Origin of the sequence: Halomonas sp. BLK-85, assembly GCF_044792155.1 — a bacterium.
GTDB lineage: Bacteria > Pseudomonadota > Gammaproteobacteria > Pseudomonadales > Halomonadaceae > Vreelandella.
Window position 1 is genome coordinate 39,231 of sequence record NZ_CP087731.1, and the last position, 26,503, is coordinate 65,733.

Below are 26,503 nucleotides of genomic sequence, written 5' to 3' on the forward strand. Positions count from 1 at the left end.
CGCATGCAAAGTCTGAAACATCATTTCCTGTTGGCCATGCCGCATATGGAAGATGCCAATTTTGCTTCCAGCCTGGTGTATCTCTGCGACCACGATGACAATGGTTGCATGGGTGTCATTGTCAATAAACCACTGGAAGTCACTCTGGATGCGCTGTTTGATCAGCTTTCTCTGGGAGGCGAACGTAGCCTGCATCGCAGTGAGCCTGTTTATTATGGCGGTCCCATGCACAAGGATCGCGGTTTTATCCTTCACCAGGGTAGCAGTCAGGAGTGGGATTCAAGTATTCAGGTGACCGCCGATATCGCGCTGACAACGTCCATTGACATACTTCAGGCACTGGCCAATAACACAGGGCCGAAGCATTTCTTGATCTGCCTGGGATGCGCCGGTTGGGATGTGGGTCAGTTGGAAGACGAACTGAAGGATAACGCCTGGTTGACGGTTGATGCTGCCCTGGGCGTGCTGTTTGAAACGCCGCCTGCCGAACGGCTCTCCGGCGCCGCAGGCATTTTAGGGGTTGATCTTAATCTGATGACCCGGGATGCGGGGCACGCCTGATGGCGACCTTGGGGCAACGCCTGGTGCTGGCATTTGATTTTGGTACGCGGCGTATTGGTGTTGCCGTGGGTAATGAACTTTTAAAAAGCGCCAGAGAACTCACGCCGCTTCCAGCGCGTGATGGCATTCCCGACTGGAACCAGTTAGCACGACTAGTCGAAGAGTGGCAGCCGGATCTTTTCGTGGTGGGTTTGCCGCTTAACATGGACGGCAGTGAATCAGCCATGAGCACTCGGGCACGCAAGTTTGGCAACCGTCTGCATGGCCGCTACGGCAAACCATGCACGCTGGTGGATGAGCGTGGCACCACACGAGAAGCCAAGCAGATTGCGCATGCATCCGGTCATCGCGGCAACTATCGCGAAGACAGCGTTGATGGCATTGCCGCTGTGCTTATTCTGGAAGGCTGGTTTGCTCATCTGGAAGGGTTGCCAGAGGGGCGTGAATCTCAGTAGCCAACCCCCTCTCATCACGCCTGCAGTCAAAGCCTGGCGACAACCGCGATAGCTTGCGTAGGTTAGCGGTCCAGCGTGCCCGTCTGCTCAGGAACAAACCAGCGCACTGGTCGCATGTCTTTTTCGATCAATTCATCGACCTGTAATAGCGTAGCGAAAATCGCCATGCGCATTGGAATACCATTGTCTGTCTGGCGGAAGATAGCCAGACGCGGGTCACCGTTCAGGTTCACATTCAGATCATTGGCCCCCGGGCGGCTATCGCGGGGCAGCGGGTGCATGATAATGGTGCTTTGGCTACAGCGCTGATCAACAAAGTCCCGGTTAACCATGTAGTCCTGAGAGAGCCCCTGAAAGCTCTCATTCATCTCATCGGTAAAACGTTCTTTCTGGATGCGAGTGGTATAGACAACGTCCAGATCTGAAAAGTCGCAGGCCAGGGAATCACGCTGCTCGACACTGTGGCCGCGGGAGATGACCCGGTCAATCAAGGTTGATGGCATTTCAAGGCCTGGCGGAGACACCAGGGTAAAGCGCAGCGGGTCATAAAGGGAAAGCAGCTTGATCAACGAATGCACGGTGCGTCCATACTTCAAATCACCGGTAAGCAGGATATGGGCGCCCTTGAGTGATTTACCCAGTCGCTGGAACTCTTTGTCAATGGTGTAGAGATCCAGCAGTGCCTGACTGGGGTGTTCGCCCGGGCCATCACCACCATTAATAACCGGCACGTTGGTCGCTGCTGCAAACTCTGCCACTGAACCCTGATCTGGATGACGCATGACAATGGCATCGCAGTAGCCGCTCATGACACGGCTGGTGTCATAGAGTGACTCCCCCTTGGCCATAGAAGAAAAGGTAAAGCCGGTAGTATCACAGACGCTGCCGCCCAAACGGCAGAAGGCCGCGTTGAAGCTTACCCGTGTGCGTGTGCTGGCTTCAAAGAACAGGTTACCGAGTACCGCACCCTCTAGTACTCGCGTAACCTGACGGCGACTGGCAATCGGCTCCATGCGCGCGGCGACGCGTAACAGGTGATCGACACTTTCTCGGTTTAAAGAATCGATGGTTAGCAGGTGCTGGCTCATCGTGGACCTCGGGTTCAGGCAAGAATGCGGATATCAACAAAAATAGATGCATAGTGTAACTGGCAACCAGCCAATGCTCGAAGCGCTTTTCATCGGCGTTTTTGATGAAGGTGAGTTCAAGGAAGAAATCGATCAGGTGACGTTTTTCCATAAAGCCCTTGCATCCTGTGCAGCGAAGCCTTAGAGTACGCATCCGCTGCCGGGGACGCACACTGTCACCTGCGGTGGATGAAGGTAAAACCTTCGGTTTGTCAATAAGTTAGCGAGTGGTGGTAATAAAGCACGCTGGCGACGCCGCTGAAATCAGTCGTTGACAAACACACAGGAAGCCGTAGAATATGTCTTCCTCGCTGAGGCAAGCCAATCAGGTCATCGACTGGCAAGGCAGTATCGCCGCCTCGCGAACAGCTCTTTAACAATTTGATCAGGTAATTCATGTGGGTGCTTGCCGATGAGGGTGATAAATCACCAACTATCAAGGCAAGCGGTCATGACAATGTAAATTGAAATGAATTCGTTTGACCCTTGAGCCAAGTTTGATGCGCTTCTGTTGCCCCAGGGTGACAGGTAAGCATCACAATGATTTTAAACTGAAGAGTTTGATCATGGCTCAGATTGAACGCTGGCGGCAGGCCTAACACATGCAAGTCGAGCGGTAACAGATCCAGCTTGCTGGATGCTGACGAGCGGCGGACGGGTGAGTAACGCATAGGAATTTACCCGATAGTGGGGGATAACCTGGGGAAACTCAGGCTAATACCGCATACGTCCTACGGGAGAAAGGGGGCCTTGGCTCCCGCTATCGGATGAGCCTATGCCGGATTAGCTGGTTGGTGAGGTAATGGCTCACCAAGGCGACGATCCGTAGCTGGTCTGAGAGGATGATCAGCCACATCGGGACTGAGACACGGCCCGAACTCCTACGGGAGGCAGCAGTGGGGAATATTGGACAATGGGGGCAACCCTGATCCAGCCATGCCGCGTGTGTGAAGAAGGCCCTCGGGTTGTAAAGCACTTTCAGCGAGGAAGAACGCCTGGCGGTTAATACCCGCCAGGAAAGACATCACTCGCAGAAGAAGCACCGGCTAACTCCGTGCCAGCAGCCGCGGTAATACGGAGGGTGCAAGCGTTAATCGGAATTACTGGGCGTAAAGCGCGCGTAGGTGGCTTGATAAGCCGGTTGTGAAAGCCCCGGGCTCAACCTGGGAACGGCATCCGGAACTGTCAGGCTAGAGTGCAGGAGAGGAAGGTAGAATTCCCGGTGTAGCGGTGAAATGCGTAGAGATCGGGAGGAATACCAGTGGCGAAGGCGGCCTTCTGGACTGACACTGACACTGAGGTGCGAAAGCGTGGGTAGCAAACAGGATTAGATACCCTGGTAGTCCACGCCGTAAACGATGTCGACCAGCCGTTGGGTGCCTAGCGCACTTTGTGGCGAAGTTAACGCGATAAGTCGACCGCCTGGGGAGTACGGCCGCAAGGTTAAAACTCAAATGAATTGACGGGGGCCCGCACAAGCGGTGGAGCATGTGGTTTAATTCGATGCAACGCGAAGAACCTTACCTACTCTTGACATCCTGCGAACTTGGTAGAGATACCTTGGTGCCTTCGGGAGCGCAGAGACAGGTGCTGCATGGCTGTCGTCAGCTCGTGTTGTGAAATGTTGGGTTAAGTCCCGTAACGAGCGCAACCCTTGTCCTTATTTGCCAGCACGTAATGGTGGGAACTCTAAGGAGACTGCCGGTGACAAACCGGAGGAAGGTGGGGACGACGTCAAGTCATCATGGCCCTTACGAGTAGGGCTACACACGTGCTACAATGGCCGGTACAAAGGGTTGCGAACTCGCGAGAGTCAGCGAATCCCTTAAAGCCGGTCTCAGTCCGGATCGGAGTCTGCAACTCGACTCCGTGAAGTCGGAATCGCTAGTAATCGTGCATCAGAATGGCACGGTGAATACGTTCCCGGGCCTTGTACACACCGCCCGTCACACCATGGGAGTGGACTGCACCAGAAGTGGTTAGCCTAACGCAAGAGGGCGATCACCACGGTGTGGTTCATGACTGGGGTGAAGTCGTAACAAGGTAGCCGTAGGGGAACCTGCGGCTGGATCACCTCCTTAAACGATGCATCATCCTCGCGGTAAGCGCTCACAATGAATTACCTGATCAGATAATAGAGCAAACGGTAGAAGCTTGACCCCCTCTTGGGTCTGTAGCTCAGTTGGTTAGAGCGCACCCCTGATAAGGGTGAGGTCGGCAGTTCAAGTCTGCCCAGACCCACCAAATTCCTGCGATACTGCGTTAAAATGCTCCTCGTATAGCAGGCTATACGTCGTCGCATTTTGCCTTGTCTCACAGAAATTTATGGCAAGAGGAGGGCTTATTAGCAAAAGCTTAGCAAAAACATTGGGGCCATAGCTCAGCTGGGAGAGCGCCTGCCTTGCACGCAGGAGGTCAGCGGTTCGATCCCGCTTGGCTCCACCATTACGTCCGATGCTGGGCTGACCATGTTGGGTCAGCGGTTCGAGCGAAACGTCGCACCGCCCGCTTGGTTCCACCATTACCTGCCATGCTAGCAACCGTTTGTTGTTGTTTTGTGACCATTGATAAGTCAGTTCGCCCGCGGGCGTTGCCTTATCACTGTTCATCGAACAGTCGCTCTTTAACAAGATATAGCAATGCTGATAATCCTTCTGAAGGTCAGCGATTCACAACGCACCGCGTGGTGAGTCCCTGCCCGACGAAGGTGTACGTAATAGTGTTATGTGATACGTCTCAAGCGTATCCGGCACTCGTTATCATTGTGCGACCAGACTCCTTCGGGTTATAGGGTCAAGCAATGAAGCGCACACGGTGGATGCCTAGGCAGCCAGAGGCGATGAAAGACGTGGAAGCCTGCGATAAGGCTCGGCGAGGTGGCAAACAACCTGTGACCCGGGCATTTCTGAATGGGGAAACCCACTCACCAACAGGTGAGTATCTTGCGCTGAACACATAGGCGCAAGAGGCGAACCAGGGGAACTGAAACATCTAAGTACCCTGAGGAAAAGAAATCAACCGAGATTCCCCCAGTAGCGGCGAGCGAACGGGGAGCAGCCCTTAAGCATGTGACTGATTAGACGAAGGCGCTGGGAAGCGCGGCCATAGCGGGTGATAGCCCCATAGTCGAAAATCTGATCATGTGAAATCGAGTAGGTCGGGGCACGAGAAACCTTGACTGAAGACGGGGGGACCATCCTCCAAGGCTAAATACTCCTGGCTGACCGATAGTGAACCAGTACCGTGAGGGAAAGGCGAAAAGAACCCCGGAGAGGGGAGTGAAATAGACCCTGAAACCGTGTGCGTACAAGCAGTCGGAGCGGACATGTTCCGTGACGGCGTACCTTTTGTATAATGGGTCAGCGACTTATATTCCGTGGCAAGGTTAACCGATTAGGGGAGCCGTAGCGAAAGCGAGTCTTAACTGGGCGAAGCAGTCGCGGGATATAGACCCGAAACCGAGCGATCTATCCATGAGCAGGGTGAAGATTGAGTAACATCAATTGGAGGCCCGAACCAGGATCTGTTGAAAAAGATTTGGATGACTTGTGGATCGGAGTGAAAGGCTAATCAAGCTCGGAGATAGCTGGTTCTCCTCGAAAGCTATTTAGGTAGCGCCTCAGGCAGCACCACCGGGGGTAGAGCACTGTTTCGGCTAGGGGGTCATCCCGACTTACCAACCCGAGGCAAACTCCGAATACCGGTGAGTGACGCGTGGGAGACACACAGCGGGTGCTAACGTCCGTTGTGAAAAGGGAAACAACCCAGACCGTCAGCTAAGGTCCCGAAATCCTGATTAAGTGGGAAACGATGTGGGAAGGCTCAGACAGCTAGGAGGTTGGCTTAGAAGCAGCCATCCTTTAAAGAAAGCGTAATAGCTCACTAGTCGAGTCGGCCTGCGCGGAAGATGTAACGGGGCTAAATCAGGTACCGAAGCTACGGGTTCACACTTAGGTGTGAGCGGTAGAGGAGCGTCGTGTACGCCAATGAAGGTGAGTTGAGAAGCTTGCTGGAGGTATCACGAGTGCGAATGCTGACATGAGTAACGATAAAGGGTGTGAAAAACACCCTCGCCGGAAGACCAAGGGTTTCTGTTCGACGCTAATCGGAGCAGAGTGAGTCGGCCCCTAAGGCGAGGCCGAAAGGCGTAGTCGATGGGAAACGGGTCAATATTCCCGTACCGGACATGATTGCGATGGGGGGACGGAGAAGGCTAGGTGAGCCAGGCGTTGGTTGTCCTGGTGAAAGCATGTAGGCCGAGCGCTCAGGTAAATCCGGGTGCTCAACGCCGAGATGCGAAACGAACTGACCACGGTCAGGAAGTCATCGATGCCACGCTTCCAGGAAAAGCCTCTAAGCTTCAGATCATGTGCGACCGTACCCCAAACCGACACAGGTGGTCAGGGTGAGAATCCCCAGGCGCTTGAGAGAACTCGGGTGAAGGAACTAGGCAAAATGGTGCCGTAACTTCGGGAGAAGGCACGCCGGCCTAGGGTGACAGGACTTGCTCCTCGAGCCCGAACCGGTCGAAGATACCAGGTGGCTGCAACTGTTTAGTAAAAACACAGCACTCTGCCAAGTCGCAAGACGACGTATAGGGTGTGACGCCTGCCCGGTGCCGGAAGGTTAAGTGATGGTGTTATCCTCGGAGAAGCTCCTGATCGAAGCCCCGGTAAACGGCGGCCGTAACTATAACGGTCCTAAGGTAGCGAAATTCCTTGTCGGGTAAGTTCCGACCTGCACGAATGGCGTAATGATGGCCACGCTGTCTCCACCCGAGACTCAGTGAAATTGAAATCGCCGTGAAGATGCGGTGTACCCGCGGCTAGACGGAAAGACCCCGTGAACCTTTACTATAGCTTCACACTGGACGCTGATGTTGCCTGTGTAGGATAGCTGGGAGGCTTGGAACCCCGGACGCCAGTTCGGGGGGAGCCAACCTTGAAATACCAGCCTGGCATCATGGGCGTTCTCACTCAGGTCCGTTATCCGGATCGAGGACAGTGTGTGGTGGGTAGTTTGACTGGGGCGGTCTCCTCCCAAAGCGTAACGGAGGAGCACGAAGGTACCCTCAGCACGGTCGGACATCGTGCAATGAGTGCAAGAGCATAAGGGTGCTTGACTGCGAGACAGACACGTCGAGCAGGTGCGAAAGCAGGTTCTAGTGATCCGGTGGTTCTGTATGGAAGGGCCATCGCTCAACGGATAAAAGGTACTCCGGGGATAACAGGCTGATACCGCCCAAGAGTTCACATCGACGGCGGTGTTTGGCACCTCGATGTCGGCTCATCACATCCTGGGGCTGAAGTCGGTCCCAAGGGTATGGCTGTTCGCCATTTAAAGTGGTACGCGAGCTGGGTTTAGAACGTCGTGAGACAGTTCGGTCCCTATCTGCCGTGGGCGTAGGATGTTTGAGAAGGGCTGCTCCTAGTACGAGAGGACCGGAGTGGACGCACCTCTGGTGTTCCGGTTGTCACGCCAGTGGCATTGCCGGGTAGCTAAGTGCGGACGGGATAACCGCTGAAAGCATCTAAGCGGGAAGCCCCCTTCAAGATGAGACATCCCTGAGGCCTAGAGCCTCCTGAAGGGCCCAGCGAGACCAGCTGGTTGATAGGCACGGTGTGGAAGCGCTGCAAGGCGTTGAGCTAACGTGTACTAATGGCCCGTGAGGCTTGACCCTATAACACCCAAGGGGTCTGGTCGCAGTGATAACGACGCGCGAAAGCGCAGAGCTTGCAACAGCAGAACTTGCAACAGCAAGAAAGCGAAACGCAAGAAAGCCGGATACGAAGAGACGATCACAGACATTACGCAGTGGCCCAGAACGCCGCTGAATCAGCCTGCTATATCACCTGTTACGCCTGACGACCATAGCGAGTGGGAACCACCTGATCCCTTGCCGAACTCAGCAGTGAAACCGCTTAGCGCCGATGGTAGTGTGGGGCCTCCCCATGCGAGAGTAGGTCATCGTCAGGCACTTATTAAGAAAAACCCCGGACAGGTACCTGTTCGGGGTTTTTTGTGTTCACGAATCACGACTCACGATTCACCATTCGATGGATTCACCCGCCCAATCCCAGAAGCTACCTGTGTCATCGGGTGTACGTTGCGACATGACGTCCAGGAGACTTGCCGCCACAAAGTCAGGTGTAAACAGCTTATGCTCAGGAACACGCCCCTGAAAAGGCCTGGAAAGCCCCGTATCTGTGGTGCCTGGATGCAAGCTAAGGACAATAGACTGCTTGTTGAGCCGTTTAAGCTCGATCGAAAGCGTCTTCATCAACATGTTGTGGGCTGACTTGCTGGCACGATAGCTGTACCAACCTCCAAAGCCATTATCGCCAATAGACCCCACGCGCGCTGACAGACTGCCAATCACGACAGGATGTTTACCTTGCAGGGAACGCTTGATAGCGGCCAACAGCAAGGCAGGCGTGGCCGCATTGATATGCATGACCCTGGCAAAATGATCAGCGTCGATGTCGTCCATGCGCTTTTCAGGGGCGATACCATCAGTGTCATCATGAAGGATACCGATGGCATTGAATACCAGGTGGACGGGTTGTTTATCGAGATGCTGTTGAAGAGCAGTACGGCCATTTTCCTGACTGAGATCAGCAGTTAATGCTTCGATACGCGGGTCAGAAAACGTTAGGGGTGAGCGACTGACAGCAATGATACGCGAAGGTCGCTGTGAATCAGATAACGCCTTGACCACTGCCTGACCGATACCACCGCCAGCGCCGACTACCACGGCAGTAAATGCATCAGGTAAATGGGGCAATAACATAACAAGCTCCAGTCAGTAAGTATCCTACTATTGAAGCTTTTTGTATAACATTTGTCCATGCCCAATACAAATACTGGGAAAAAACCAGGATGTTGAACCGCGCTGATGAGTCAGTACTTGCTATGGTGTCGGTCAGCGCCATGGGACATAGTATGGCTTGCTATAGTAAAAGCTGGATGACGTCAGAGTCATCATGGATTCCTACTTACGGCCAAACATTGGGCGATAAAGCATAGGTGGGGGTAACCGTTTGACAACCGGAAGACCGCTGGGAACTCCTGGTGGCCTTGGCTGATCAGGCCAAGAACCTTAACAACATGCCGTGCCTAGCCGGTTAGATGGGGCTGAAGGGGGTCTAGCATAATGTTACGCGCTCTGCTGAGCCGCTGGATGTCACCACGCCGCGCCACCTGGAGCGCTTGTGCGCTGCTGGCCGGTCTGCTGGGACTGGTTGCCTGGGAAATGCGCCATTATTATTACAATCAACAGCAACTGGCTCAGGCGCGTACCGAATCCAGCGCCCAGATGGTAGCCCAATGGCTGGAGAGCGCGCTAAAGACTTCGCTGCATTCACTGCGCGGGGTCAATGAACTGTATCAACTCATGGCCTTAGGGCATCTGTCGGCTCATGAGCTGAACAGGCTGATGGACAGCCGCCGCCATAGCCTGCCGGTCTGGAACGAGGTGACGCTTATCACGCCGGAAGGCAGCGTCATAGCCGGCACTCATGGCATTTCTCTTTCTGCGGAAGATTGGACGCTACTGCTTGCCTTGAACACCGATAACGGCCAGCAAAGTGGTGTCTCTCGGGTTTTTCACGTCAACGATGACGAACAGACGCCCTACCTGCTGCATGCGTTACGAATTGAAAACAGTGAAAGGCAATTGGAAGCTCTGGTGGTGGCCTGGCTATCGCCCAACCATCTGGTGAATCTGGTCAATCAATTGCCCTTAGGTGACGGTAACAGCATAGCGCTGTTGGACACTTCCCGGCTTTTGATGGTGCAGCGCAGCGGCGAGGATGGTCAGGCGTCCACCCTGATTGACAAAAGGGTAGACACACCGCAACTGGCCAGGTTTCTGGAATCCCACCATCACAGCGATAGCTGGATACGTCGGTCACCGCAGGATGGCGATCAGCGCCTGTTTACCGGCTACAAGTTGGCAATGGCGCCTTGGTTGGTGATCGTAGGAGAAAATACCACTGTCTACCTGTATGACTGGTGGCGGCGTTTCTGGGCATTGCTGATAGGATGCCTATTATTGATTGGCACGGGCATCCTGGCATTGCGCCACTATCGCCAGCTGTATGAGGCCGAGCAGGATCTGCGCGAGCATCGCAACCAGCTGGCCAAGGAAGTAGCTGCTCGCACCCAGGCCCAGCAGGCTACCGAGCTTGAAGCTGCCCAGCTCAAGATTGCTGCCATGGCGTTTGAAACTCATCTGGGCATGTTTATCGCTGATGCCCACAACCGCATTATTCAGGTTAACCACACTTTTAGCGATATCACCGGCTACCGCGAAGACGAGGTAATGGGTAAAACCCCAGCGCTGCTCAGCTCCGGTCAACATGACAAGGCCTTCTACCGTGCTATGTGGCACGATCTGAACAAGTACAACCGGTGGCAGGGTGAAGTGTGGAATCGGCGCAAGAGTGGCGACGTTTACCTGCAATGGTTAACCATCAGTGTGGTGCGCAATGACCAGCATGAGGTGACCCACTATGTAGCCACGCTGAGCGATATTACCCAGCGTAAGGCCGCCGAGCAGGAGATTCATCAGCTGGCCTTTTACGATTCGCTGACCCTGTTACCCAATCGCCGCCTGCTGATCGACCGCCTGGAAGCCGCCCTCAAGGAAACTCAGCGGGAAGGGCTCTATAGTGGGCTGATGTTTATTGACCTGGATAATTTCAAGACCATCAATGACAGTCTCGGCCATTATCTGGGAGATGAACTGTTGAAAGGGGTCGCTGAGCGGCTGGCAAGTATGGTCAGAGACAGCGATACCGTGGCGCGCCTGGGCGGAGACGAATTTGTGGTCTTGCTCCACGAGTTGGGCGAGAGTGAAGCGGCCGCCACGCAGGGCGCCGACGCCACTGCCCGGAAACTGCTGGATGCCCTGCTGGAACCCATTGAGGTAGAAGGCCACACCTTGCAGATCAGTGGCAGTATCGGGATTACCCTTTTTCATGGCGATGCTATCGGGGTCAGCGCGATTCTCCAGCAGGCCGACCTGGCCATGTATCAGGCCAAGGCCGCCGGACGCAACGCGCTGCGCTTCTTCGACCCCTCGATGCGTGCAGCGGTGGTTGACCGCGCCCAGCTGGAAGGTGATCTGCGCTATGCCTTTGAGCGTCACGAATTGGCGCTTTTCTACCAGACCCAGGTCAACGCAGAAGGCGATGTGATGGGCGTTGAGGCACTGGTGCGCTGGCATCATCCTGTTCGCGGTGTAGTGCCTCCAGATATTTTTATTCCGGTCGCTGAAGAGAGCCACCTGATCGGTGAAATCGGGGAGTGGGTGCTCGAAACGGCTTGCCACCAGTTGGCGCAATGGGGCTGTTCAGCGGCCACCCAAGGATTGACGGTAGCGGTCAATGTCAGCCCCAATCAGTTCCGCCAGCCGCATTTTGTTTCTCAGGTGGAAGCGGTGCTTGAGCGAACCGGCGCCAACCCTCACCGGCTCAAACTGGAAGTCACCGAAAACCTGCTGATGGAGGATCTTGACGTGATTCGCGCCCGGATGAAGCAGTTGCGCCAGCTGGGGGTGCGCTTCTCGCTGGACGATTTTGGTACCGGTTACTCATCACTGGCGTATCTCAAACGTCTGCCGCTGGATCAGCTAAAGATTGATCAGTCCTTTGTACGCGACGTATTGGAAGACCCGGCGGATGCGGCGATCGTACGCACCGTCATTGCTCTGGCCCACAGTCTGGAACTTGAGGTCATCGCTGAGGGCGTGGAAACCTGCGCCCATCGCGATTGGCTGTACGCTGAAGGCTGTCGGACCTATCAGGGTTATTGGTTCTCGCGACCATCTCCCATCGAGACGCTTTCGCTGTAAAGTGACGTCGGCGGGTGGAACTCGTCTCGTTCATCCTTACGACCATCATTGGAGCAGCCTGCCTGGAGGCGGGTCAAAGCGGCGCCGGCGCCTTGCAGGCTGAACGTCATGTGCCAGGGGTCGCGCTCATCCTGTTCAAAGGCCACAAACAGCTGATCGCCAGCTGGCATTTCTTCCAGCAGATTATTCAGGTCGTTCAGGTAAAAGTGAACGTAAAAGCCGTCGTCGCCACGCTGGGTGATAAACTCGGCTACCCCCTGATGAATCGGTCGGTCGTCGACACGTACCAGGGTAGGCACCATATTCACAGTGGTGTCCTCACCCTGAAGGTTTTCCAGGGTAACGCGCAACTCAAGCCAGGGCAGGTCACAAATGCCCTGGGTGGCATTGACGCTGAAGGTGGCATCCGAATAGCTATGGGTTTCTACCGCGCGAAAATGCCGCTCATCCCCAAGCGATAGCGCCATTGACTGCCAATGTTGATGGCGCTGGGCCTCGCTGATGTTGTAGGGCGTGGCCAGCGCCAGGGCGGGTAAACAGCCAATAGCCAAAAGGGTAAAGGATAATGTCTTACAAAAGGTGCGCGTACCCATGGCAGGTTCTTCCCAGGCAAAAATGCTAGCCTACAACGGCATTGGCTGAGGCAAAAGGCTAAGCTGCTGATTTTTCTATATCTAGTATTTTTTTACAAAAAAATTAGCCTATATGGTGTCTATCATGTCTATACTTCTGAGTTGTTGATCGTATAATGCCCAGCGTTTTGGGCCGAGAATAACCCGTAGATGAAGGAGTTTTGCCACATGAGTACTGCTGCCAACGCCGTAAAGACATCCAATGCTGTTCCCTTGCAGGCGCCTTCACAGGAAATCTGGGACTCCAAGTATCGGCTCAAGGACCGCCACAGCCAACCGGTGGATCAGGATGTCAGTGCCACTTATGAGCGCGTGGCCCGCGCCCTGGCAGCGGTAGAAGGTGACAAGGCGGATGAGTGGCTGCCGCGCTTTCAATGGGCGCTGGAGCACGGCGCCATTCCGGCAGGGCGGATTCTGTCCAATGCCGGGGCTGAAGCGTACAAACCTGCCGTCAGTCTGATCAACTGCACCGTGTCGCGCACCATCCGCGATTCCATGCGTGATATTCTCGACTCGGTTGTTGATGCCGGCATGACGCTGAAGTCCGGGGCGGGCATTGGCTATGATTTCTCGACCCTGCGCCACAAGGGCGCTTTTGTGTTCGGTGCCGGTGCCGGCACCAATGGCCCTCTGGCGTTCATGGATATCTACGACAAAATGTGTTTCACCGTGGCTTCCGCCGGTGGTCGTCGTGGTGCCCAGATGGGCACCTTCGATGTCGGCCACCCGGACGTGCGTGAGTTCATTCAGGCCAAGCGTGAGTCTGGTCGTCTGCGTCAGTTCAATCTCAGCCTGCTGATTACCGATGAATTCATGGAAGCGGTCAAGGACAATGCCGATTGGCCGCTGGCGTTCCCGCTACATCCGGGCGAGAAGGACGACGTCAAGCCGGAAGACTTGATCTACCGGGACTGGCCGGTAGTAGAAGACGGCTACACGCTTGACGATGAAGGCCGAGTGGCCTGTCGCATCGTGGAAGTTATCAAGGCGCGCGAGCTGTGGGACACCATCATGTCGTCCACCTATGACTACGCAGAACCGGGTTTCATCCTGATCGATCAGGTTAACCGCATGAACAATAACTGGTTCTGCGAGGATATCCGGGCCACCAACCCTTGCGGTGAGCAGCCGCTGCCGCCGGAAGGTGCGTGCCTTTTAGGCTCTGTCAACCTGACCAAGTTTGTGATTGACCCCTTCGGTGACAAGCCCCGCTTTGACTGGGAGCGCTACCGTAAAGTAGTAGCGGTGTTCACCCGCATGCTCGACAACGTAGTGGAAATTGCCGGCCTGCCGCTTGACCAGCAGCAGCGTGAAATCGAAAACAAGCGCCGTCACGGCATGGGTTTTCTGGGCCTGGGATCCACCATGACCATGCTCAAGATTCCCTATGGTTCCAGGGAATCACTGGCCTTCACCGAGGAAGTCAGCCGCCACCTGGCGCTGGAAGGCTGGAAGCAGGCGCTGGAGCTGTCCAGGGAAAAAGGTATGGCGCCGGTGCTGGCAGAAGAGCACACCATTACCGCCAAGATGATGCGTGAGCGCCCCCAGCTGAAAAAAGACGGCTACGAAATCGGTGATAAAGTGCCAGGGCGCATTCTGCATGCCCGTTACAGTCAGTATATGGCCAAGGTCGCTGAGCTTGAACCGGAACTGGTTGCCCAGCTGGCGGAGCACGGCGCGCGCTTTACCCACCATAGCTCGATCGCCCCGACCGGCACCATTTCGCTGTCGATGGGCAATAACGCCTCCAACGGCATCGAGCCTTCGTTCTCGCACCGTTATTTCCGCAATATTATCCAGTCAGGCAAAAAGACCAAGGAGCAGGTCGAGGTTGTCTCGTTTGAGCTGGCCGCCTACCGTCACTTTATTGCCTCGGACGCGGTAGAAAGCGATCTGCCGGATTACTTTATTACCGCTGATGCGGTGACCCCTGAGCAGCATGTTGCCGTTCAGGCGGCTGCCCAGCAGTGGGTGGATTCAGCGATTTCTAAAACCGTTAACGTGCCCACTGAATTCCCGTTCGAGAAGTTCCAGGATCTTTACCTGCAGGCCTATGAAAGCCGTTTGAAAGGCTGCACCACCTTCCGCTTCAACCCGGAGGCCTTTCAGGGCGTACTGGTACGCGAAGATGACCTGAAAAACACCACCTATGTGTTTGAGCTTGAAAATGGTGAAACCGTCGAGCTGAGCGGTGATGAAAAAGTCATTTACGATGGTGAAGAACACAACGCCGCCAACCTGTTTGATGGCTTGAAAGAAGGCACTTACGGCAAATGGTAAGGGCCGCCCGCTGCGCCGCCGGGCGTAGCGGATGCCCTATACTGCTACCATCACTTGCTTGGTTTCGTGGAGAACACACATGACGGTTGAAATTACCTCGAAGATTGTCGGTTATCGCATCAAACAGGACGAGCCTGCCCCTCAGGCGGCAGCGTTGCTGGAAGAGGACCCGCTGACGGTGCGCATTCCGTCGCGTCCGGAAGGCACTCTGGAAGCGGTGTCTGAAAAGATTTCCTATGTGGGCGCTGAGGGCCGCAAGAAAGTCTATTTGCTGGTGTCCTTCATGCCGGTAGAGGGCGTGGTTGGTGGCAAGCGGGTGGTGATTGAGCGCCCGGTAGAGTTCTTTTTCCCCTCCGGCCAGCTTTCCAGCGAGCACCAGTGGATCACCGCGACCATGCGTAGTCTGTCACTGGCCGCACGCGGTGGTTATGTGACTCAGGCTGTGGCCGATCTGCGCAAGGTCGCCTGGGACAAGGGGCTGGTGCGCTGCGGTTGGAACCGCTGGGGCAAGCCCATGTTCCACGATTCGGAAGTCTCGGCGATTGCCTGGTCGATCCAGCAGATTCTTTACCGCCGCGGGTTTCTTGACCAGGACGGAAATCAGGTGCCGGTGGAAACCCTGGTGGAGCGCTATCATCACCGTATGCAACACGGCCACGCCTGGCAGCCGCCCGCGAATGAGCCGGAAGCGGATACCGCAAGCGGTGCCGTTGAGCCGATCGGTGGCGCGGCCAACGAGGCAGATAGCAGCGCAAAAAAGCCTGAAGGCAGTGGCCCCGCTGTGGTTGGCCACTGCCCGGAATGCCGCGGCGAGCTGATCATGATGGACGGCTGCCCCACCTGCTATGCCGGTTGCGGCTGGTCGAAATGCGGTTGAAGTCTGGCTAAATAGCCCATCTGAAAGCCCGGAAGCGCTCCTCGTTTCCGGGTTTTTCTTTTTCAGCCCAGCAAGTGTTCGATCAGCCGATGGTAAAGCGGTATGCCTAACATGACGTTAAGCGGGAAAGTAATGCCCAGCGACGCCAGCATGGCCAAACCGATATTGGCCTGGGGAACCGCTGCGCGCATGGCGGCAGGCGCGGCAATATAGGAGGCACTGGCGGCCAGGGCGGCCAGAATCACCACCGAGCCCAGCGGTAAACCAATCAGCATGCCGACCAATATGCCCAGCATTGACAGCACCATCGGCGTGACCAGGGCAAAGGTGACCAGCCGCCAGTGGTGCCAGGGAACAGGGCGCAAGGTCTGTGCGGCGGTCAGGCCCATTTCCAGCAGGAAGAGCGCCAAAACGCCCTTGAAGGCATTGGTAAAAAGATCGGTGACCGCAGCGCCTTGAACAGGGCCGTAAAGTGCACCGATCAGCACACCGCCGGTCAGCAGAATCACCCCTCGGTTGGTCAGGGTTTCATGCCATAGCTTGCTGGTGCTTTCCTTGACGGCAGCGCCCTGGTGGCGCCGGAACAAGGCAATCGCCACCATGATGGCCGGCAGCTCCATGGCCACCAGGTACAGCGTCACCTCGCTGCCGACTGTCAGTTGACGCGCTTCCACATAGGCCAGTGCCACTGCGAAGGTGCCCGCGCTGACCGAGCCGTAGTGGGCCGCAATGCTGGCGCTATCAGCAGAAGACAGGCGTACCACACGGCGCAGTATCGGCATCAGCATCAGCGGAATGAAGGCTGACAGCAGCGCCACTCCCAGCAGTTCGGGCACCAGCCCCCAGTGGATATTGCCGTAAAGTGCCATGCCGCCCTTCAGGCCGATGGTCAGCATTAACAGCAGGCTCAGGGTGTCGTAGGTGGCCTTGGGCACTTCAAGATCGGATTTCACTGCCCCGGCAACCAGCCCCAGCAAGAAAAACATCACCACAATATCCGGCATACAAGGCGCTCCTTAGCGTCGGCAAAGCTTGAACCACAAAAAAGAAGCTGCATTTTGCGAGCGAGTTCACTAGATAACTAATAATATATTCAATGAACAGTATAGATAATTATCTATGTAAACCCAGGAAGCTTTGCTGTGAACATACGCCATCTCACGTTTCGGCTGCTGCAAGTCTACGTCACCGTTGTCCGCTGCGGTTCAGTGAGCGCGGCGGCACGCCAACTGCATCTTACCCAGCCCACCGTGTCGCAACAGCTCAAGCGGCTGAGCGAAGCGGTCGGCAGCCCGCTGCTTGAACAGCATGCTCAGGGGCTAACTCTGACGGCAACCGGCCAGGCACTGTATCAGGCCAGTCGGGACGTGCTGGGGCGCTTTGACGATTTAGCCGACCAGCTGAGTGATTTGCAGCATGGTCGTAAGGGCCGCTTCAGCATTGTGCTGGTGAATACCGCCCAGTATGTGCTGCCGCGGCTGCTGGGGCCCTTCAGCCAGGCGTTTCCCGATGTGGATGTGACCGTGCATATCGGCAATCGTCGCCAGGTGCTGGCACGTTTTGACCGTCATGAAGATGATCTGTATGTGTTCAGCCATCCGCCTGCATTGGCCCATGCGGTGGCAGCGCGTTTTATGCGCAACCCTTTGGTAGCCATTGCGGCCGTAGACCATCCGCTGGCACAGCAGCCGGCGATCAGCCTGGAACAGCTTTTAACAGAACGCTTACTTCTGCGGGAGCCCGGCTCAGCCACCCGTATGCTGCTGGATAGCTGGTTGCAGGAACAGGGCGTGAGCATGCAGAAGACCTTGCAGATGGCCAGCAATGAGGCCATCCGCGTGGGCGTTGCCGCCCGTATGGGCGTGGCGGTGTTGTCAGAGCACGTCTTGCCCAAGGAGCACCCCGAGCTTGCCGTGCTGCCAGTGGAAGGCTTGCCGATTGAAAGCCACTGGCAGTTTATCGTGCGCAGCGATCAACGCCTGCCGCAATCAGCCCAGCGTTTTCTGCATTACGTCCATGAGCACCTTGGCCACTGGATCGAACCGCGCTTTGTGTGTAACGAACTGGATAGCCTGCTCGCCGCCTACCCGGCTTTTCCCCTGCGCAACTGACGCTCCAGCAGTGGCTTGAGAAAACGCCCGGTGTGGGAAACATCCTGTTGGGCGACCTGTTCAGGGGTGCCTTCAGCGATGATCTGCCCGCCGCCGGAGCCGCCTTCCGGGCCAAGGTCAATCAGCCAGTCAGCGGTCTTGATCACATCCAGGTTGTGCTCGATCACCACAATGCTGTTGCCATGATCACGCAGGCGATGCAGGACCGTCAGGAGTTGACGGATATCCTCGAAATGTAGCCCGGTAGTGGGCTCGTCAAGAATATACAGGGTCTTGCCGGTATCACGCTTGGCCAGCTCTCGAGCCAGCTTGACCCGCTGGGCCTCGCCGCCAGATAGCGTGGTTGCGCTCTGCCCAAGACGAATATAGGACAGCCCCACATCGAGCAGAGTCTGCAGGCGTCGGGCGATGGCAGGCACCGGGCTGAAAAACGCCAGAGCGTCTTCCACGGTCATTTCCAGCACCTGATGGATGGTTTTGCCCTTGTAGTGGATATCCAGAGTCTCGCGGTTATAACGCTTGCCTTTGCACACATCACAGGGCACGTAGATATCCGGCAGAAAATGCATTTCCACCTTGATCATGCCCTCACCCTGGCAGGCCTCGCAGCGTCCGCCCTTGACGTTGAACGAGAATCGCCCCGGCTTGTAGCCCCGCGATCGGGCTTCCTGGGTGCCCGCAAACAGCTCACGAATGGGGGTAAAAATGCCGGTATAGGTGGCCGGGTTGGAGCGCGGTGTGCGGCCAATCGGGCTCTGATCGATATCAATGACTTTATCGAGTTGATCCAGCCCCGCGATCTTGCGGTAAGGCGCGGCCTTCAGGGTAGTGGCCCGATTCAGCTCGCGGGCGGCAATCGGCATCAGGGTGCCGTTGATCAGCGTCGATTTGCCCGAGCCGGACACCCCGGTAATGCACACAAAGCAGCCCAGCGGCAGGTTCAGGGTGACATCCTGCAGGTTGTTGCCGGTGGCACCGCTTAGCACCAGCTGCTTTTCAGGGTTAGCGGGGATGCGGTGGGGCGGCACGGCAATCTCGCGGTTACCGGAAAGGTATTGGCCAGTCAGCGAATCCGGGTTATCCATGATCTGTTGGGGCGTACCCTGGGCAACGATCTGGCCACCATGTACCCCGGCGCCGGGGCCGATATCCAGCACATGGTCGGCGGCGCGGATAGCGTCTTCGTCGTGTTCCACCACGATCACGGTATTGCCCAGATCACGCAGGCGCTCCAGGGTTTTCAGCAGGCGATCGTTGTCGCGCTGGTGCAGGCCGATGGAGGGCTCATCGAGAATATACATGACCCCGACCAGGCCGGCGCCGATCTGGCTGGCCAGGCGGATACGCTGGGCCTCACCGCCGGAAAGGGTATCCGCGCTGCGCTCCAGATTGAGATAATCCAGCCCGACGTTGACCAGGAATTCCAGCCGCGCATGGATTTCATTGACGATCTTTTCAGCGATTTCACCCTTGCGGCCGGGCAGTGCCAGAGAAGCAAAATAGCGCCAGGCCTCGCCGATGGGGAAGTGGACGATATCGGCAATGGTATGGTCATCGACAAACACATGGCGCGACTCCTTGCGCAATCGCGAGCCCTGGCAGGTGGCGCAGGGCTGCACGGCAATGTATTTGACCAGATCATCGCGCACCATGTTGGATTCGGTTTCCCGATAACGGCGCTGCAGGTTGGGCAATACCCCTTCAAAGGGGTGTTCTCGGGTAACCTTACGGCCTCGGTCGCTGACGTAGCTGAACGGCACCGGCTCATTACCGCTGCCGTTAAGAATCAGGTCCCGGTCATACTGAGTAAGTTCCTGCCAAGGAGTTTCCAGCTTAAATCCATAGTGCTTGGCCAGCGCCTGCAACTGGGTGAAGTAATAGACACTGCGCCTGTCCCAGCCCTTGATCACCCCTTCGGCCAGGGAAAGTTCCGGGTGGCTGATGAGTTTTTCAGGGTCGAAATACTGCTGCACGCCCAGGCCATCACAGGTCGGGCAGGCGCCTGCGGGGTTGTTGAATGAGAACATGCGAGGTTCAAGTTCAGCCAGGGAGTAGCCGCACACCGGGCAGGCAAACCGCGACGAGAAGGCCAGGTCTTCCTGGTCGCCGTCCATAAAGTGGATCATGGCCGTGCCGTCGGCCAGATTGATGGCGGTCTCGAAGGATTCCGCCAGGCGCTGGGCAATATCATCGCGCACCTTGAAGCGGTCAACCACCACGCTGATATCGTGTTTCTTGCGTTTGTCCAGCGGTGCAATATCGTCCAGTTCCAGCACCTGGCCGTCGATCAGCACGCGCACAAACCCCTGGGCACGCAGTTCCGCCAGCAGCTGCAGATGTTCACCCTTACGGCCTTTTACCACCGGCGCCAGCAGCATCAGCTTGGTGCCCTCGGCCAGGTTCATGACCTGATCGACCATCTGTGAAATGGTCTGGGCCTCGAGGTCCTCACCGTGTTCCGGGCAGCGTGGCGTTCCGGCACGAGCAAACAGCAGGCGCAGGTAATCGTAGATCTCGGTGATGGTGCCCACAGTGGAACGCGGATTGTGGGAAGTTGACTTCTGCTCGATGGAAATTGCCGGTGACAGGCCTTCAATATGGTCAACGTCGGGCTTTTCCATCATTGACAGAAACTGGCGTGCATAGGTCGACAGCGATTCCACATAGCGCCGCTGGCCTTCCGCATACAGGGTGTCAAACGCCAGCGAAGACTTACCGGAGCCGGAAAGCCCGGTAATCACGATCAGTCTGTCGCGGGGAAGCTCAACATCGATCTCTTTGAGGTTATGGGTGCGGGCACCCCTGACCAGAATGCTGTCCATCAACACCTCGTGGTGTACGGCAAAAGGATAATTATACGTTTCTTATACCTCATGGGGCAAAAAGGATGCGTAATCAAACCACGTCTTTACCGCGCGGATAATGTCAACGTTGCCCGCAAAGCGTTAGAATAGCAGGCTGCCTTGCGTACTTGTGCGGTGTTTTTTGATTCGCGCGGTGTTCGGATCAAGCCTGTTTTAATCAAGACTGTTTTCAAGGACTCAGTCCCTCAAGGACCTTATGCGACACGTTTTTGCACACTTGCTGACGTCTGAGCGCCGCGCGATCAGTGGCCTGGCCGGGCTTTATGCCTCGCGCATGCTGGGGCTGTTCATGGTGTTGCCGGTGCTGGCGCTCTCTGCAGATGAGCTGGCTGGCGCCACCCCGCTGTTGGTTGGCCTGGCGCTGGGGATTTATGGCTTGACCCAGGCGTGCCTGCAGATTCCGTTTGGCTGGCTGTCGGATCGTTTTGGCCGCAAGCGCATGATTGTGATTGGCCTGGTGCTGTTCGGGCTGGGCAGTGTGGTTGCGGCGCTGGCGGATTCCATGACCGGGATCATCATCGGCCGCGCCCTGCAGGGCAGCGGTGCCGTGGCGGCGGTGATCATGGCGCTGCTGGCCGACCAGACCCGCGAGCAGGTGCGTACCCTGGCCATGGCGGCCATCGGTTTGTCGATCGGCCTTTCCTTTGCCCTGGCCATGGTGCTTGGCCCCTGGCTGGCCGCACGCACCGGGCTTGCCAGCGTTTTCTGGTTTACCGCCTTGTTGACGCTGGTGGGGCTGCTGGTGCTGTGGCGTTGGGTGCCGGCCGCTCCCCGGCGGCTGAAGCACCGCGATGTCGGTATGGATCATCGCCAGTTGCGCCATGTCATCACCCGGCCTGACCTGTGGCGCCTGGATATATCGATCTTTGCGTTGCACCTGGTACTGATGGCGATCTTCGTCGCGGTGCCGTTTCGTCTGCTGGACGCGGGTATTGGCGTGGAGCGTCATGGCATGGCCTATCTGGCCATCATGGGGGCTGCCTTTGTGTTGATGCTGCCTCTGGTGGTCATCGCCGAGAAATATCAGCATATGAAGGCGGTCTGCCTGTTGGCCGTGGGCGCCATTACCCTGAGCCTGGCGGCGCTGGGCCTGCCGTTGGCGGAGGACAGGGGGCTTTTTGTCTGGCTGCTGGTGTTTTTTACCGGGTTTAACTTGCTTGAAGCCACCTTGCCTTCCATGCTCAGTAAACTGGCGCCTGCGGGGGCAAAAGGTACGGCCATGGGGGTTTATTCCACCGGGCAGTTTCTGGGCGCCTTTATAGGCGGCACTCTGGGCGGTTTTCTGGCCCATCACTGGGGGCTGGATGCGGTTTTTTTCGGCAGTGCCGGCCTGGCCCTGCTGTGGTGGCTGGTCATGTGGTCGATGCCTGCGCCGCCGCCGCTTTCCAGTGAAGTGGTTGCCCTGGGTGATAACCATGGCGACACGCTTGACACCCTGATGGCGCGTCTGGCGGATGTGGCCGGCGTGGAAGATGTCATGGTCGTGCCGGAAGAGCGTCTGGCTTACCTCAAAGTGAATCGTAAGCAACTGGATCAGGACGCATTAACGCGTCTGCTGACACCCCCACGGCAGTAAGGCGGCCAAGCGAGTGGGCGGCCCTCACATTATTACGAATGGTATCAAGGAGCATTATTTATGGCGCGCGGAATCAATAAAGTCATCCTGATCGGCAATCTCGGCCAGGATCCAGAAGTACGTTTTACCCCCTCGGGCACGGCCGTGGCCAACCTCAGTCTGGCGACCAGTGATACCTGGATGGACAAGCAGACCGGCCAGCGTCAGGAACGCACCGAGTGGCATCGCATTGTGCTGTTCAACAAGACGGCAGAAATCGCCCAGCAGTACCTGAAAAAAGGTTCCAAGGTCTACATTGAAGGCCGCCTGCAGACACGCAAATGGCAGGATCAGAACGGCCAGGATAAATACAGCACGGAAGTGGTTGCCAACGACATGCAGATGCTTGACTCGCGCGGCGGCGGTGATTTTCAGGGCGGCGGTAGCTACCCGAACAATCAGTCCCAGCAGGGTGGCGGCTACCCGCCGCAGGGTAATAACCAGTTCCAGGGCAATAACCCGCCCCCACAGCAGCAGCCACAACGCCCGCCTCAGCAACAGCCAGCACCCCAGCCACCTCAGCAGGGCGGCCAACCGAATCACCAGCAGAATAATCAGGGTGGTCAGTACGGTGCGCCTGATCCGGGCAGCTTTGATGATTTTGATGACGAAATTCCCTTCTAGCCTAAAACCAGCTGAGCGACTGCGTCTGTCTCGACAAAGCCTCTTTTCAGAGGCTTTTATGGTTTAGGCGCCGTTGCTGCAGCTCAGATGTTTGAAACAGCAGACTCAATTTTCTGAACGCAGTTGTTCCAGCTCGGGGCTCAGGGTCACGGAATAACCACTTTTGCCGTCATCAAGCGCAAGGGCATCGGCTGGCAGCTGTGTCAGTGCCTGGGCAACGCGCTCCCTGGCATCATCGGCGTGGGCCATCTCGTCGGCGTCGAGCTTGCCTGCCACTACCAGGGGCCGAAGTAAGGGCTCACATCGTTCAGCGCTGTTGTCCAGGGCTTCATCGCGCAGGGCGATCACATCACCGAGATAGCCGCCGTCGTCGGCGTAGCGGCGATAGACCTGCTTGCCACAGGGCAGGTTGGTCTTGCCGGTGGAGTGCTTGACGCGTGGTTGGCCAGCGTAAGCCACCAGCTTGTAGGAAAGGTCAATCACGGGCGCATCCGCCGAGACGCCCATCTGGGTGCCCACACCAAACGCATCAATGGGGGCGCCGTCTTCCAGCAGGGTATTGATAGCATGCTCATCAAGGCCGCTGCTGGCGATGATACGCACCTTGCTGTGCCCGGCGTTATCCAACAGCTGGCGGGCCTGTTTGGCCAAGTCGCCAAGGTCGCCGGAATCCAGGCGGATGGCCTGCACCCGTATGTCGGGCTCCTCACGCATCAGCTCAATCACCTTGCGGACGCCTTCCAGAGTGTCGTGGGTATCAACCAGCAGGGTGGTGTCCGGGTAATGGCGGGCGAACAGCCGGAAGGCCTCGTATTCATCGTCGTGGGCAAGTATATAGCTGTGGGCCATGGTGCCGTTGATGGCCAGGCCGTGGCGCAAGCCGCCCAGCACATTGCTGGTGCCCGCCAGCCCGGCAGTGCGGTAGGCCCGCACGCCGCGCACGGCGGCATCGATGCCGTGCATACGGCGCATGCCGAAATCCACTACTGGGCGGCCCTGGGCAGCAATTACCAGGCGCACCGCCTTGGAGGCGAGCACGGTTTCCAGCTGCACCAGGTTCATCAGCAGGCTTTCCAGCAACTGGGCATGGGCAATCGGCGCATCCACTTCAAGCAGCGACTCGTTAGGAAACACCGGGGTGCCTTCGGGCAGGGTGTGAATATCCCCTTCAAAGCGCCAGTCGTGCAGCCAATCCAGAAAGCCCGTCTCGAACAGGCCCGTCTCAGCAAGTTTTGCCAGCGCGGCCTCGCCAAAGCGCAGTTCATTGACCAGGGCAGCGGCATGCTGCTGGCCGCAGGCAAGCATGAAGCGCCGCGCCGGTGGCAGTTTGCGAAAGAACAGGCTGAAAGTGGCGCGCTGGTCATAGGCTTCTTTCCAGTACGCCTGGGTCATGGTCAGCTGATACAGATCTGTGAGCAGGGCCAGTTCGCTATCGTCGACCCTCGGGGAGCCCATCATGCGCGCACCTCGGCACCGGCGTCGTGAAATGCCTGACGACAATTCGGCACGGCCTGCGGGTCAACGGCAGCACTCAGGGGTTCCAGCAGCAGGGTGGCAAAGCCTTCCTGGCGGGCATCCAGCACGGTGGCGTGAACGCACACATCGAGTGCCAGCCCGCACACGACTACGGTCTTGATGCCTTTTTCCCTGAGATAGCCACCCAGGCCAGTGCCATCGAAACCGGAGTAGGCGTCCGCATCAAAGGCGCTGGCCTTGCTGACGCGAATGACCTCAGCGGGCAGTTGCAGATCCGGGTGGAAATCCGCGCCCGGGGTATCCTGCACGCAGTGTACCGGCCAGGGCCCACCGCGATGCGCAAAACTCACATGGTCGACCGGGTGCCAATCGCGGGTCGCCACCACCAGCGCACCAGCGGCTTGGGCGGCCTCAATTTCAGCGTTGATACCCGGCACCAGGGCAGCGCCACCGGCCACCCCCAGGGCACCGCCTTCACAGAAATCGTTTTGCATGTCGACCACAATCAACGCAGTCGTCGGTGTGTAATTAACCTTCATGCTCATCAGGCACCTCCCGAAGGGGTTGTGGCTAAGTTACCAGAGGTTTCAGTCTCGCAGTGTGACGCCCGAGACTCAAGGGTGGCTTATCTCACCAGCCCCCAGGCAAAAAGAAATTTCCTTGCTATTTTTTACTTCCCTCGTTGTGTGAGTCCGCGCCTACCTTCTTTCAGTCAAGGTTACTCAGCGACCTTACCGCTGAACTGGTAGAGTATGCGCGCGTGTCAGGTTGCCCACCCGCTGGGCAACCGTCATACACCTCTGCATACCACAATAGGGAGAGCTGGCAAATGAAGCCACCCAGGTTGCCCGTGCCCCGAAAGGCCGGGTTAATTCAGCGCGCCGGCCATTACCGCACGATTGGCCGGGGCTTGCTGGTGTGCGTGACCATTGCGCTGGCGACCACCTTCATTGCCGATCATTACGGTGGTCCGACGCTGCTTTATGCGCTGCTTTTGGGGATGTCGTTGCACTTTCTGAGCGAGGAGGGGCGTTGCCAGGCGGGCATTGAATTTGCCGCACGTAGCGTGTTGCGCCTGGGGGTGGCCTTGCTAGGGGCGCGGATGACGTTCGAGCAGGTGGGCGCGCTGGGTATCGGCCCCGTGCTGATGGTGGTTGCCACGGTGGTCTGTGTAATTCTGGCCGGTGCCGTGATGGCCAGGATGCTGGGGCTTTCGCGTGAGCTGGGGCTGTTAACCGGCGGTGCGGTGGGCATCTGTGGTGCCTCGGCGGCGCTGGCGCTGTCGGCGGTGATGCCGCGCGACGCGAACACTGAGCGCAATACCATTCTTACCGTGGTGGGGGTCACCACCCTGTCAACGCTGGCCATGGTGATTTACCCCCTGATTGCCGGTGGGCTGTCATTGGCCAACCCCCAGGCCGGTATTTTTCTGGGCGCTACCATTCACGATGTTGCTCAGGTGGTGGGCGCCGGGTATATGATTTCCGAGCAGACTGGTGATACCTCAACGCTCGTCAAGCTGGTGCGGGTGGCCATGCTGGTCCCCGCGGTCATGGCGTTTATGTGGCTTTTTCGCGCCTCGCGCCAGGTACAGGGCGGTGCGACCAGGGTGCCCATGCTGCCCGGTTTCCTGGTCGGTTTTGTGGTGCTGGTGGTGATCAATAGCCTGGGGCTGATTCCCGAGGCAGTCAGCGAGGGCATGTCGACGCTGTCCCGCGGGTGCCTGGTAACGGCCATTGCCGCCCTGGGCATCAAGACCTCCTTCCAGAAGCTGGCCGTGGTGGGGTGGAAACCGGTGATCCTGATGGTGCTGGAAACCCTGCTTTTACTGGGCCTTGTATTGGGTGTGGTGGTGTTGGCAGGGCTGGGTACCTGAGCCGCTGAAAGGCGTGCGCCGCGCGTCAGCCTTGCCTTGCAGCATGGCGGTGATCACACGGCATGTGCCGATTTGTCCGTTAGGGTTTAGAATGGTCATCCACAAACACTATCGGATACAGCGTGGTGATCAACACGCCCAAAGGGAGA

The 26,503-nt window shown here is 57.2% G+C and carries 17 protein-coding genes, 2 tRNA genes and 3 rRNA genes; 15 read left to right on the forward strand and 7 right to left on the reverse strand.

Going from position 1 to position 26,503, the window contains the following annotated elements; all coding sequences use genetic code 11:
* Positions 1–3 precede the first annotated feature (3 nt).
* Together LL947_RS00170 and ruvX are read left to right on the forward strand one after the other, a co-directional pair.
* A complete protein-coding gene (locus tag LL947_RS00170; RefSeq protein WP_404415048.1) occupies positions 4–561 on the forward strand; it encodes a YqgE/AlgH family protein in 558 nt (185 codons plus the stop codon).
* Complete coding sequence (gene ruvX, locus LL947_RS00175; protein ID WP_290823227.1) at positions 561–1,016, forward strand: Holliday junction resolvase RuvX; 456 nt, start codon at positions 561–563, stop codon at positions 1,014–1,016. Before LL947_RS00170 ends, ruvX begins: the two co-directional genes overlap by 1 nt.
* 62 nt (positions 1,017–1,078) lie before the next feature.
* Here ruvX and LL947_RS00180 read toward each other — a convergent pair whose 3' ends face one another.
* Positions 1,079–2,104, reverse strand: a complete 1,026-nt coding sequence (locus tag LL947_RS00180; protein WP_499833587.1) for an aspartate carbamoyltransferase — start codon at positions 2,102–2,104, stop codon at positions 1,079–1,081.
* A gap of 46 nt (positions 2,105–2,150) precedes the next feature.
* Here LL947_RS00180 and LL947_RS00185 point away from each other — a divergent pair, with 46 nt between their 5' ends.
* The 6 genes from LL947_RS00185 (at position 2,151) to rrf (ending at position 8,119) form a co-directional block, all read left to right on the forward strand.
* Entirely contained in the window at positions 2,151–2,288 is a 138-nt protein-coding gene (locus LL947_RS00185) for a hypothetical protein (RefSeq protein ID WP_404415052.1), read from the forward strand.
* A 403-nt stretch (positions 2,289–2,691) separates the two neighbouring features.
* A 16S ribosomal RNA gene (locus tag LL947_RS00190) occupies positions 2,692–4,224 on the forward strand.
* A gap of 86 nt (positions 4,225–4,310) precedes the next feature.
* Positions 4,311–4,387 (forward strand) — tRNA-Ile (locus tag LL947_RS00195).
* A gap of 125 nt (positions 4,388–4,512) precedes the next feature.
* Positions 4,513–4,588 (forward strand) — tRNA-Ala (locus LL947_RS00200).
* Between the two features lie 346 nt (positions 4,589–4,934).
* A 23S ribosomal RNA gene (locus LL947_RS00205) occupies positions 4,935–7,823 on the forward strand.
* 180 nt (positions 7,824–8,003) lie between these two features.
* Positions 8,004–8,119, forward strand: a 5S ribosomal RNA gene (gene rrf, locus LL947_RS00210).
* The 16S, 23S and 5S rRNA genes sit together here with 2 tRNA genes alongside, the layout of an rRNA operon.
* 70 nt (positions 8,120–8,189) lie before the next feature.
* Here rrf and LL947_RS00215 read toward each other — a convergent pair.
* Positions 8,190–8,933, reverse strand: a complete 744-nt coding sequence (locus LL947_RS00215) for an SDR family NAD(P)-dependent oxidoreductase (protein ID WP_404415055.1) — start codon at positions 8,931–8,933, stop codon at positions 8,190–8,192.
* A gap of 363 nt (positions 8,934–9,296) precedes the next feature.
* Between LL947_RS00215 and LL947_RS00220 the strand changes: the two genes are divergently transcribed.
* Entirely contained in the window at positions 9,297–11,999 is a 2,703-nt protein-coding gene (locus LL947_RS00220) for a bifunctional diguanylate cyclase/phosphodiesterase (RefSeq protein WP_499833588.1), read from the forward strand.
* Here the strand turns inward: LL947_RS00220 and LL947_RS00225 are convergent.
* Positions 11,954–12,592 carry a hypothetical protein gene (locus LL947_RS00225; protein ID WP_404415060.1) on the reverse strand — a complete coding sequence of 213 codons (639 nt, stop codon included), beginning with the start codon at positions 12,590–12,592 and terminating at the stop codon, positions 11,954–11,956. The two genes, LL947_RS00220 and LL947_RS00225, sit on opposite strands and share 46 nt — an antisense overlap.
* Before the next feature lie 207 nt (positions 12,593–12,799).
* On the opposite strand from LL947_RS00225, the gene LL947_RS00230 reads away from it, so the two are divergent.
* Both LL947_RS00230 and LL947_RS00235 read left to right on the forward strand, forming a co-directional pair.
* Positions 12,800–14,911: an adenosylcobalamin-dependent ribonucleoside-diphosphate reductase gene (locus tag LL947_RS00230; protein WP_404415063.1), complete on the forward strand. Its 2,112-nt coding sequence runs from the start codon at positions 12,800–12,802 to the stop codon at positions 14,909–14,911.
* 79 nt (positions 14,912–14,990) lie between these two features.
* Positions 14,991–15,788, forward strand: a complete 798-nt coding sequence (locus tag LL947_RS00235) for a ribonucleoside-diphosphate reductase (protein WP_499833589.1) — start codon at positions 14,991–14,993, stop codon at positions 15,786–15,788.
* A gap of 62 nt (positions 15,789–15,850) precedes the next feature.
* Here LL947_RS00235 and LL947_RS00240 read toward each other — a convergent pair whose 3' ends face one another.
* Complete coding sequence (locus tag LL947_RS00240) at positions 15,851–16,792, reverse strand: sodium-dependent bicarbonate transport family permease (protein WP_290821841.1); 942 nt, start codon at positions 16,790–16,792, stop codon at positions 15,851–15,853.
* Between the two features lie 138 nt (positions 16,793–16,930).
* Here LL947_RS00240 and LL947_RS00245 point away from each other — a divergent pair, with 138 nt between their 5' ends.
* Positions 16,931–17,899 (forward strand): LysR family transcriptional regulator, encoded by a 969-nt coding sequence (locus LL947_RS00245; RefSeq protein WP_404415070.1) that lies wholly within the window; start codon positions 16,931–16,933, stop codon positions 17,897–17,899.
* Here LL947_RS00245 and uvrA read toward each other — a convergent pair.
* The gene (gene uvrA / locus LL947_RS00250; protein ID WP_404415073.1) at positions 17,872–20,721 is read right to left on the reverse strand and encodes an excinuclease ABC subunit UvrA; all 2,850 of its coding nucleotides are present in this window, start codon (positions 20,719–20,721) and stop codon (positions 17,872–17,874) included. The genes LL947_RS00245 and uvrA overlap by 28 nt on opposite strands.
* A 238-nt stretch (positions 20,722–20,959) precedes the next feature.
* On the opposite strand from uvrA, the gene LL947_RS00255 reads away from it, so the two are divergent.
* Both LL947_RS00255 and ssb read left to right on the forward strand, forming a co-directional pair.
* Positions 20,960–22,339, forward strand: a complete 1,380-nt coding sequence (locus tag LL947_RS00255; RefSeq protein WP_499833590.1) for an MFS transporter — start codon at positions 20,960–20,962, stop codon at positions 22,337–22,339.
* 60 nt (positions 22,340–22,399) lie between these two features.
* Positions 22,400–23,002 carry a single-stranded DNA-binding protein gene (gene ssb, locus LL947_RS00260; RefSeq protein ID WP_290821833.1) on the forward strand — a complete coding sequence of 201 codons (603 nt, stop codon included), beginning with the start codon at positions 22,400–22,402 and terminating at the stop codon, positions 23,000–23,002.
* Positions 23,003–23,107: 105 nt separating this feature from the next.
* Here the strand turns inward: ssb and LL947_RS00265 are convergent, their stop codons facing one another.
* On the reverse strand, positions 23,108–24,460 hold the full coding sequence (locus tag LL947_RS00265) for a nicotinate phosphoribosyltransferase (RefSeq protein ID WP_499833591.1): 1,353 nt from the start codon (positions 24,458–24,460) through the stop codon (positions 23,108–23,110).
* Positions 24,457–25,023: an isochorismatase family protein gene (locus LL947_RS00270; protein ID WP_499833592.1), complete on the reverse strand. Its 567-nt coding sequence runs from the start codon at positions 25,021–25,023 to the stop codon at positions 24,457–24,459. Before LL947_RS00270 ends, LL947_RS00265 begins: the two co-directional genes overlap by 4 nt.
* Before the next feature lie 284 nt (positions 25,024–25,307).
* Here LL947_RS00270 and LL947_RS00275 point away from each other — a divergent pair, with 284 nt between their 5' ends.
* Positions 25,308–26,354, forward strand: a complete 1,047-nt coding sequence (locus LL947_RS00275; RefSeq protein ID WP_499833593.1) for a YeiH family protein — start codon at positions 25,308–25,310, stop codon at positions 26,352–26,354.
* Positions 26,355–26,503 lie beyond the last annotated feature (149 nt).

What these genes read in the sequence shown, in the direction of transcription:
- LL947_RS00170 (WP_404415048.1), top strand. Translation starts at nt 4, where the DNA reads ATGCAAAGTCTGAAACATCATTTCCTGTTGGCCATGCCGCATATGGAA.
- ruvX (WP_290823227.1), top strand. Translation starts at nt 561, where the DNA reads ATGGCGACCTTGGGGCAACGCCTGGTGCTGGCATTTGATTTTGGTACG.
- LL947_RS00180 (WP_499833587.1), bottom strand. Translation starts at nt 2,104, where the DNA reads ATGAGCCAGCACCTGCTAACCATCGATTCTTTAAACCGAGAAAGTGTC.
- LL947_RS00185 (WP_404415052.1), top strand. Translation starts at nt 2,151, where the DNA reads ATGCATAGTGTAACTGGCAACCAGCCAATGCTCGAAGCGCTTTTCATC.
- LL947_RS00215 (WP_404415055.1), bottom strand. Translation starts at nt 8,933, where the DNA reads ATGTTATTGCCCCATTTACCTGATGCATTTACTGCCGTGGTAGTCGGC.
- LL947_RS00220 (WP_499833588.1), top strand. Translation starts at nt 9,297, where the DNA reads ATGTTACGCGCTCTGCTGAGCCGCTGGATGTCACCACGCCGCGCCACC.
- LL947_RS00225 (WP_404415060.1), bottom strand. Translation starts at nt 12,592, where the DNA reads ATGGGTACGCGCACCTTTTGTAAGACATTATCCTTTACCCTTTTGGCT.
- LL947_RS00230 (WP_404415063.1), top strand. Translation starts at nt 12,800, where the DNA reads ATGAGTACTGCTGCCAACGCCGTAAAGACATCCAATGCTGTTCCCTTG.
- LL947_RS00235 (WP_499833589.1), top strand. Translation starts at nt 14,991, where the DNA reads ATGACGGTTGAAATTACCTCGAAGATTGTCGGTTATCGCATCAAACAG.
- LL947_RS00240 (WP_290821841.1), bottom strand. Translation starts at nt 16,792, where the DNA reads ATGCCGGATATTGTGGTGATGTTTTTCTTGCTGGGGCTGGTTGCCGGG.
- uvrA (WP_404415073.1), bottom strand. Translation starts at nt 20,721, where the DNA reads ATGGACAGCATTCTGGTCAGGGGTGCCCGCACCCATAACCTCAAAGAG.
- LL947_RS00255 (WP_499833590.1), top strand. Translation starts at nt 20,960, where the DNA reads ATGCGACACGTTTTTGCACACTTGCTGACGTCTGAGCGCCGCGCGATC.
- ssb (WP_290821833.1), top strand. Translation starts at nt 22,400, where the DNA reads ATGGCGCGCGGAATCAATAAAGTCATCCTGATCGGCAATCTCGGCCAG.
- LL947_RS00265 (WP_499833591.1), bottom strand. Translation starts at nt 24,460, where the DNA reads ATGATGGGCTCCCCGAGGGTCGACGATAGCGAACTGGCCCTGCTCACA.
- LL947_RS00270 (WP_499833592.1), bottom strand. Translation starts at nt 25,023, where the DNA reads ATGAGCATGAAGGTTAATTACACACCGACGACTGCGTTGATTGTGGTC.
- LL947_RS00275 (WP_499833593.1), top strand. Translation starts at nt 25,308, where the DNA reads ATGAAGCCACCCAGGTTGCCCGTGCCCCGAAAGGCCGGGTTAATTCAG.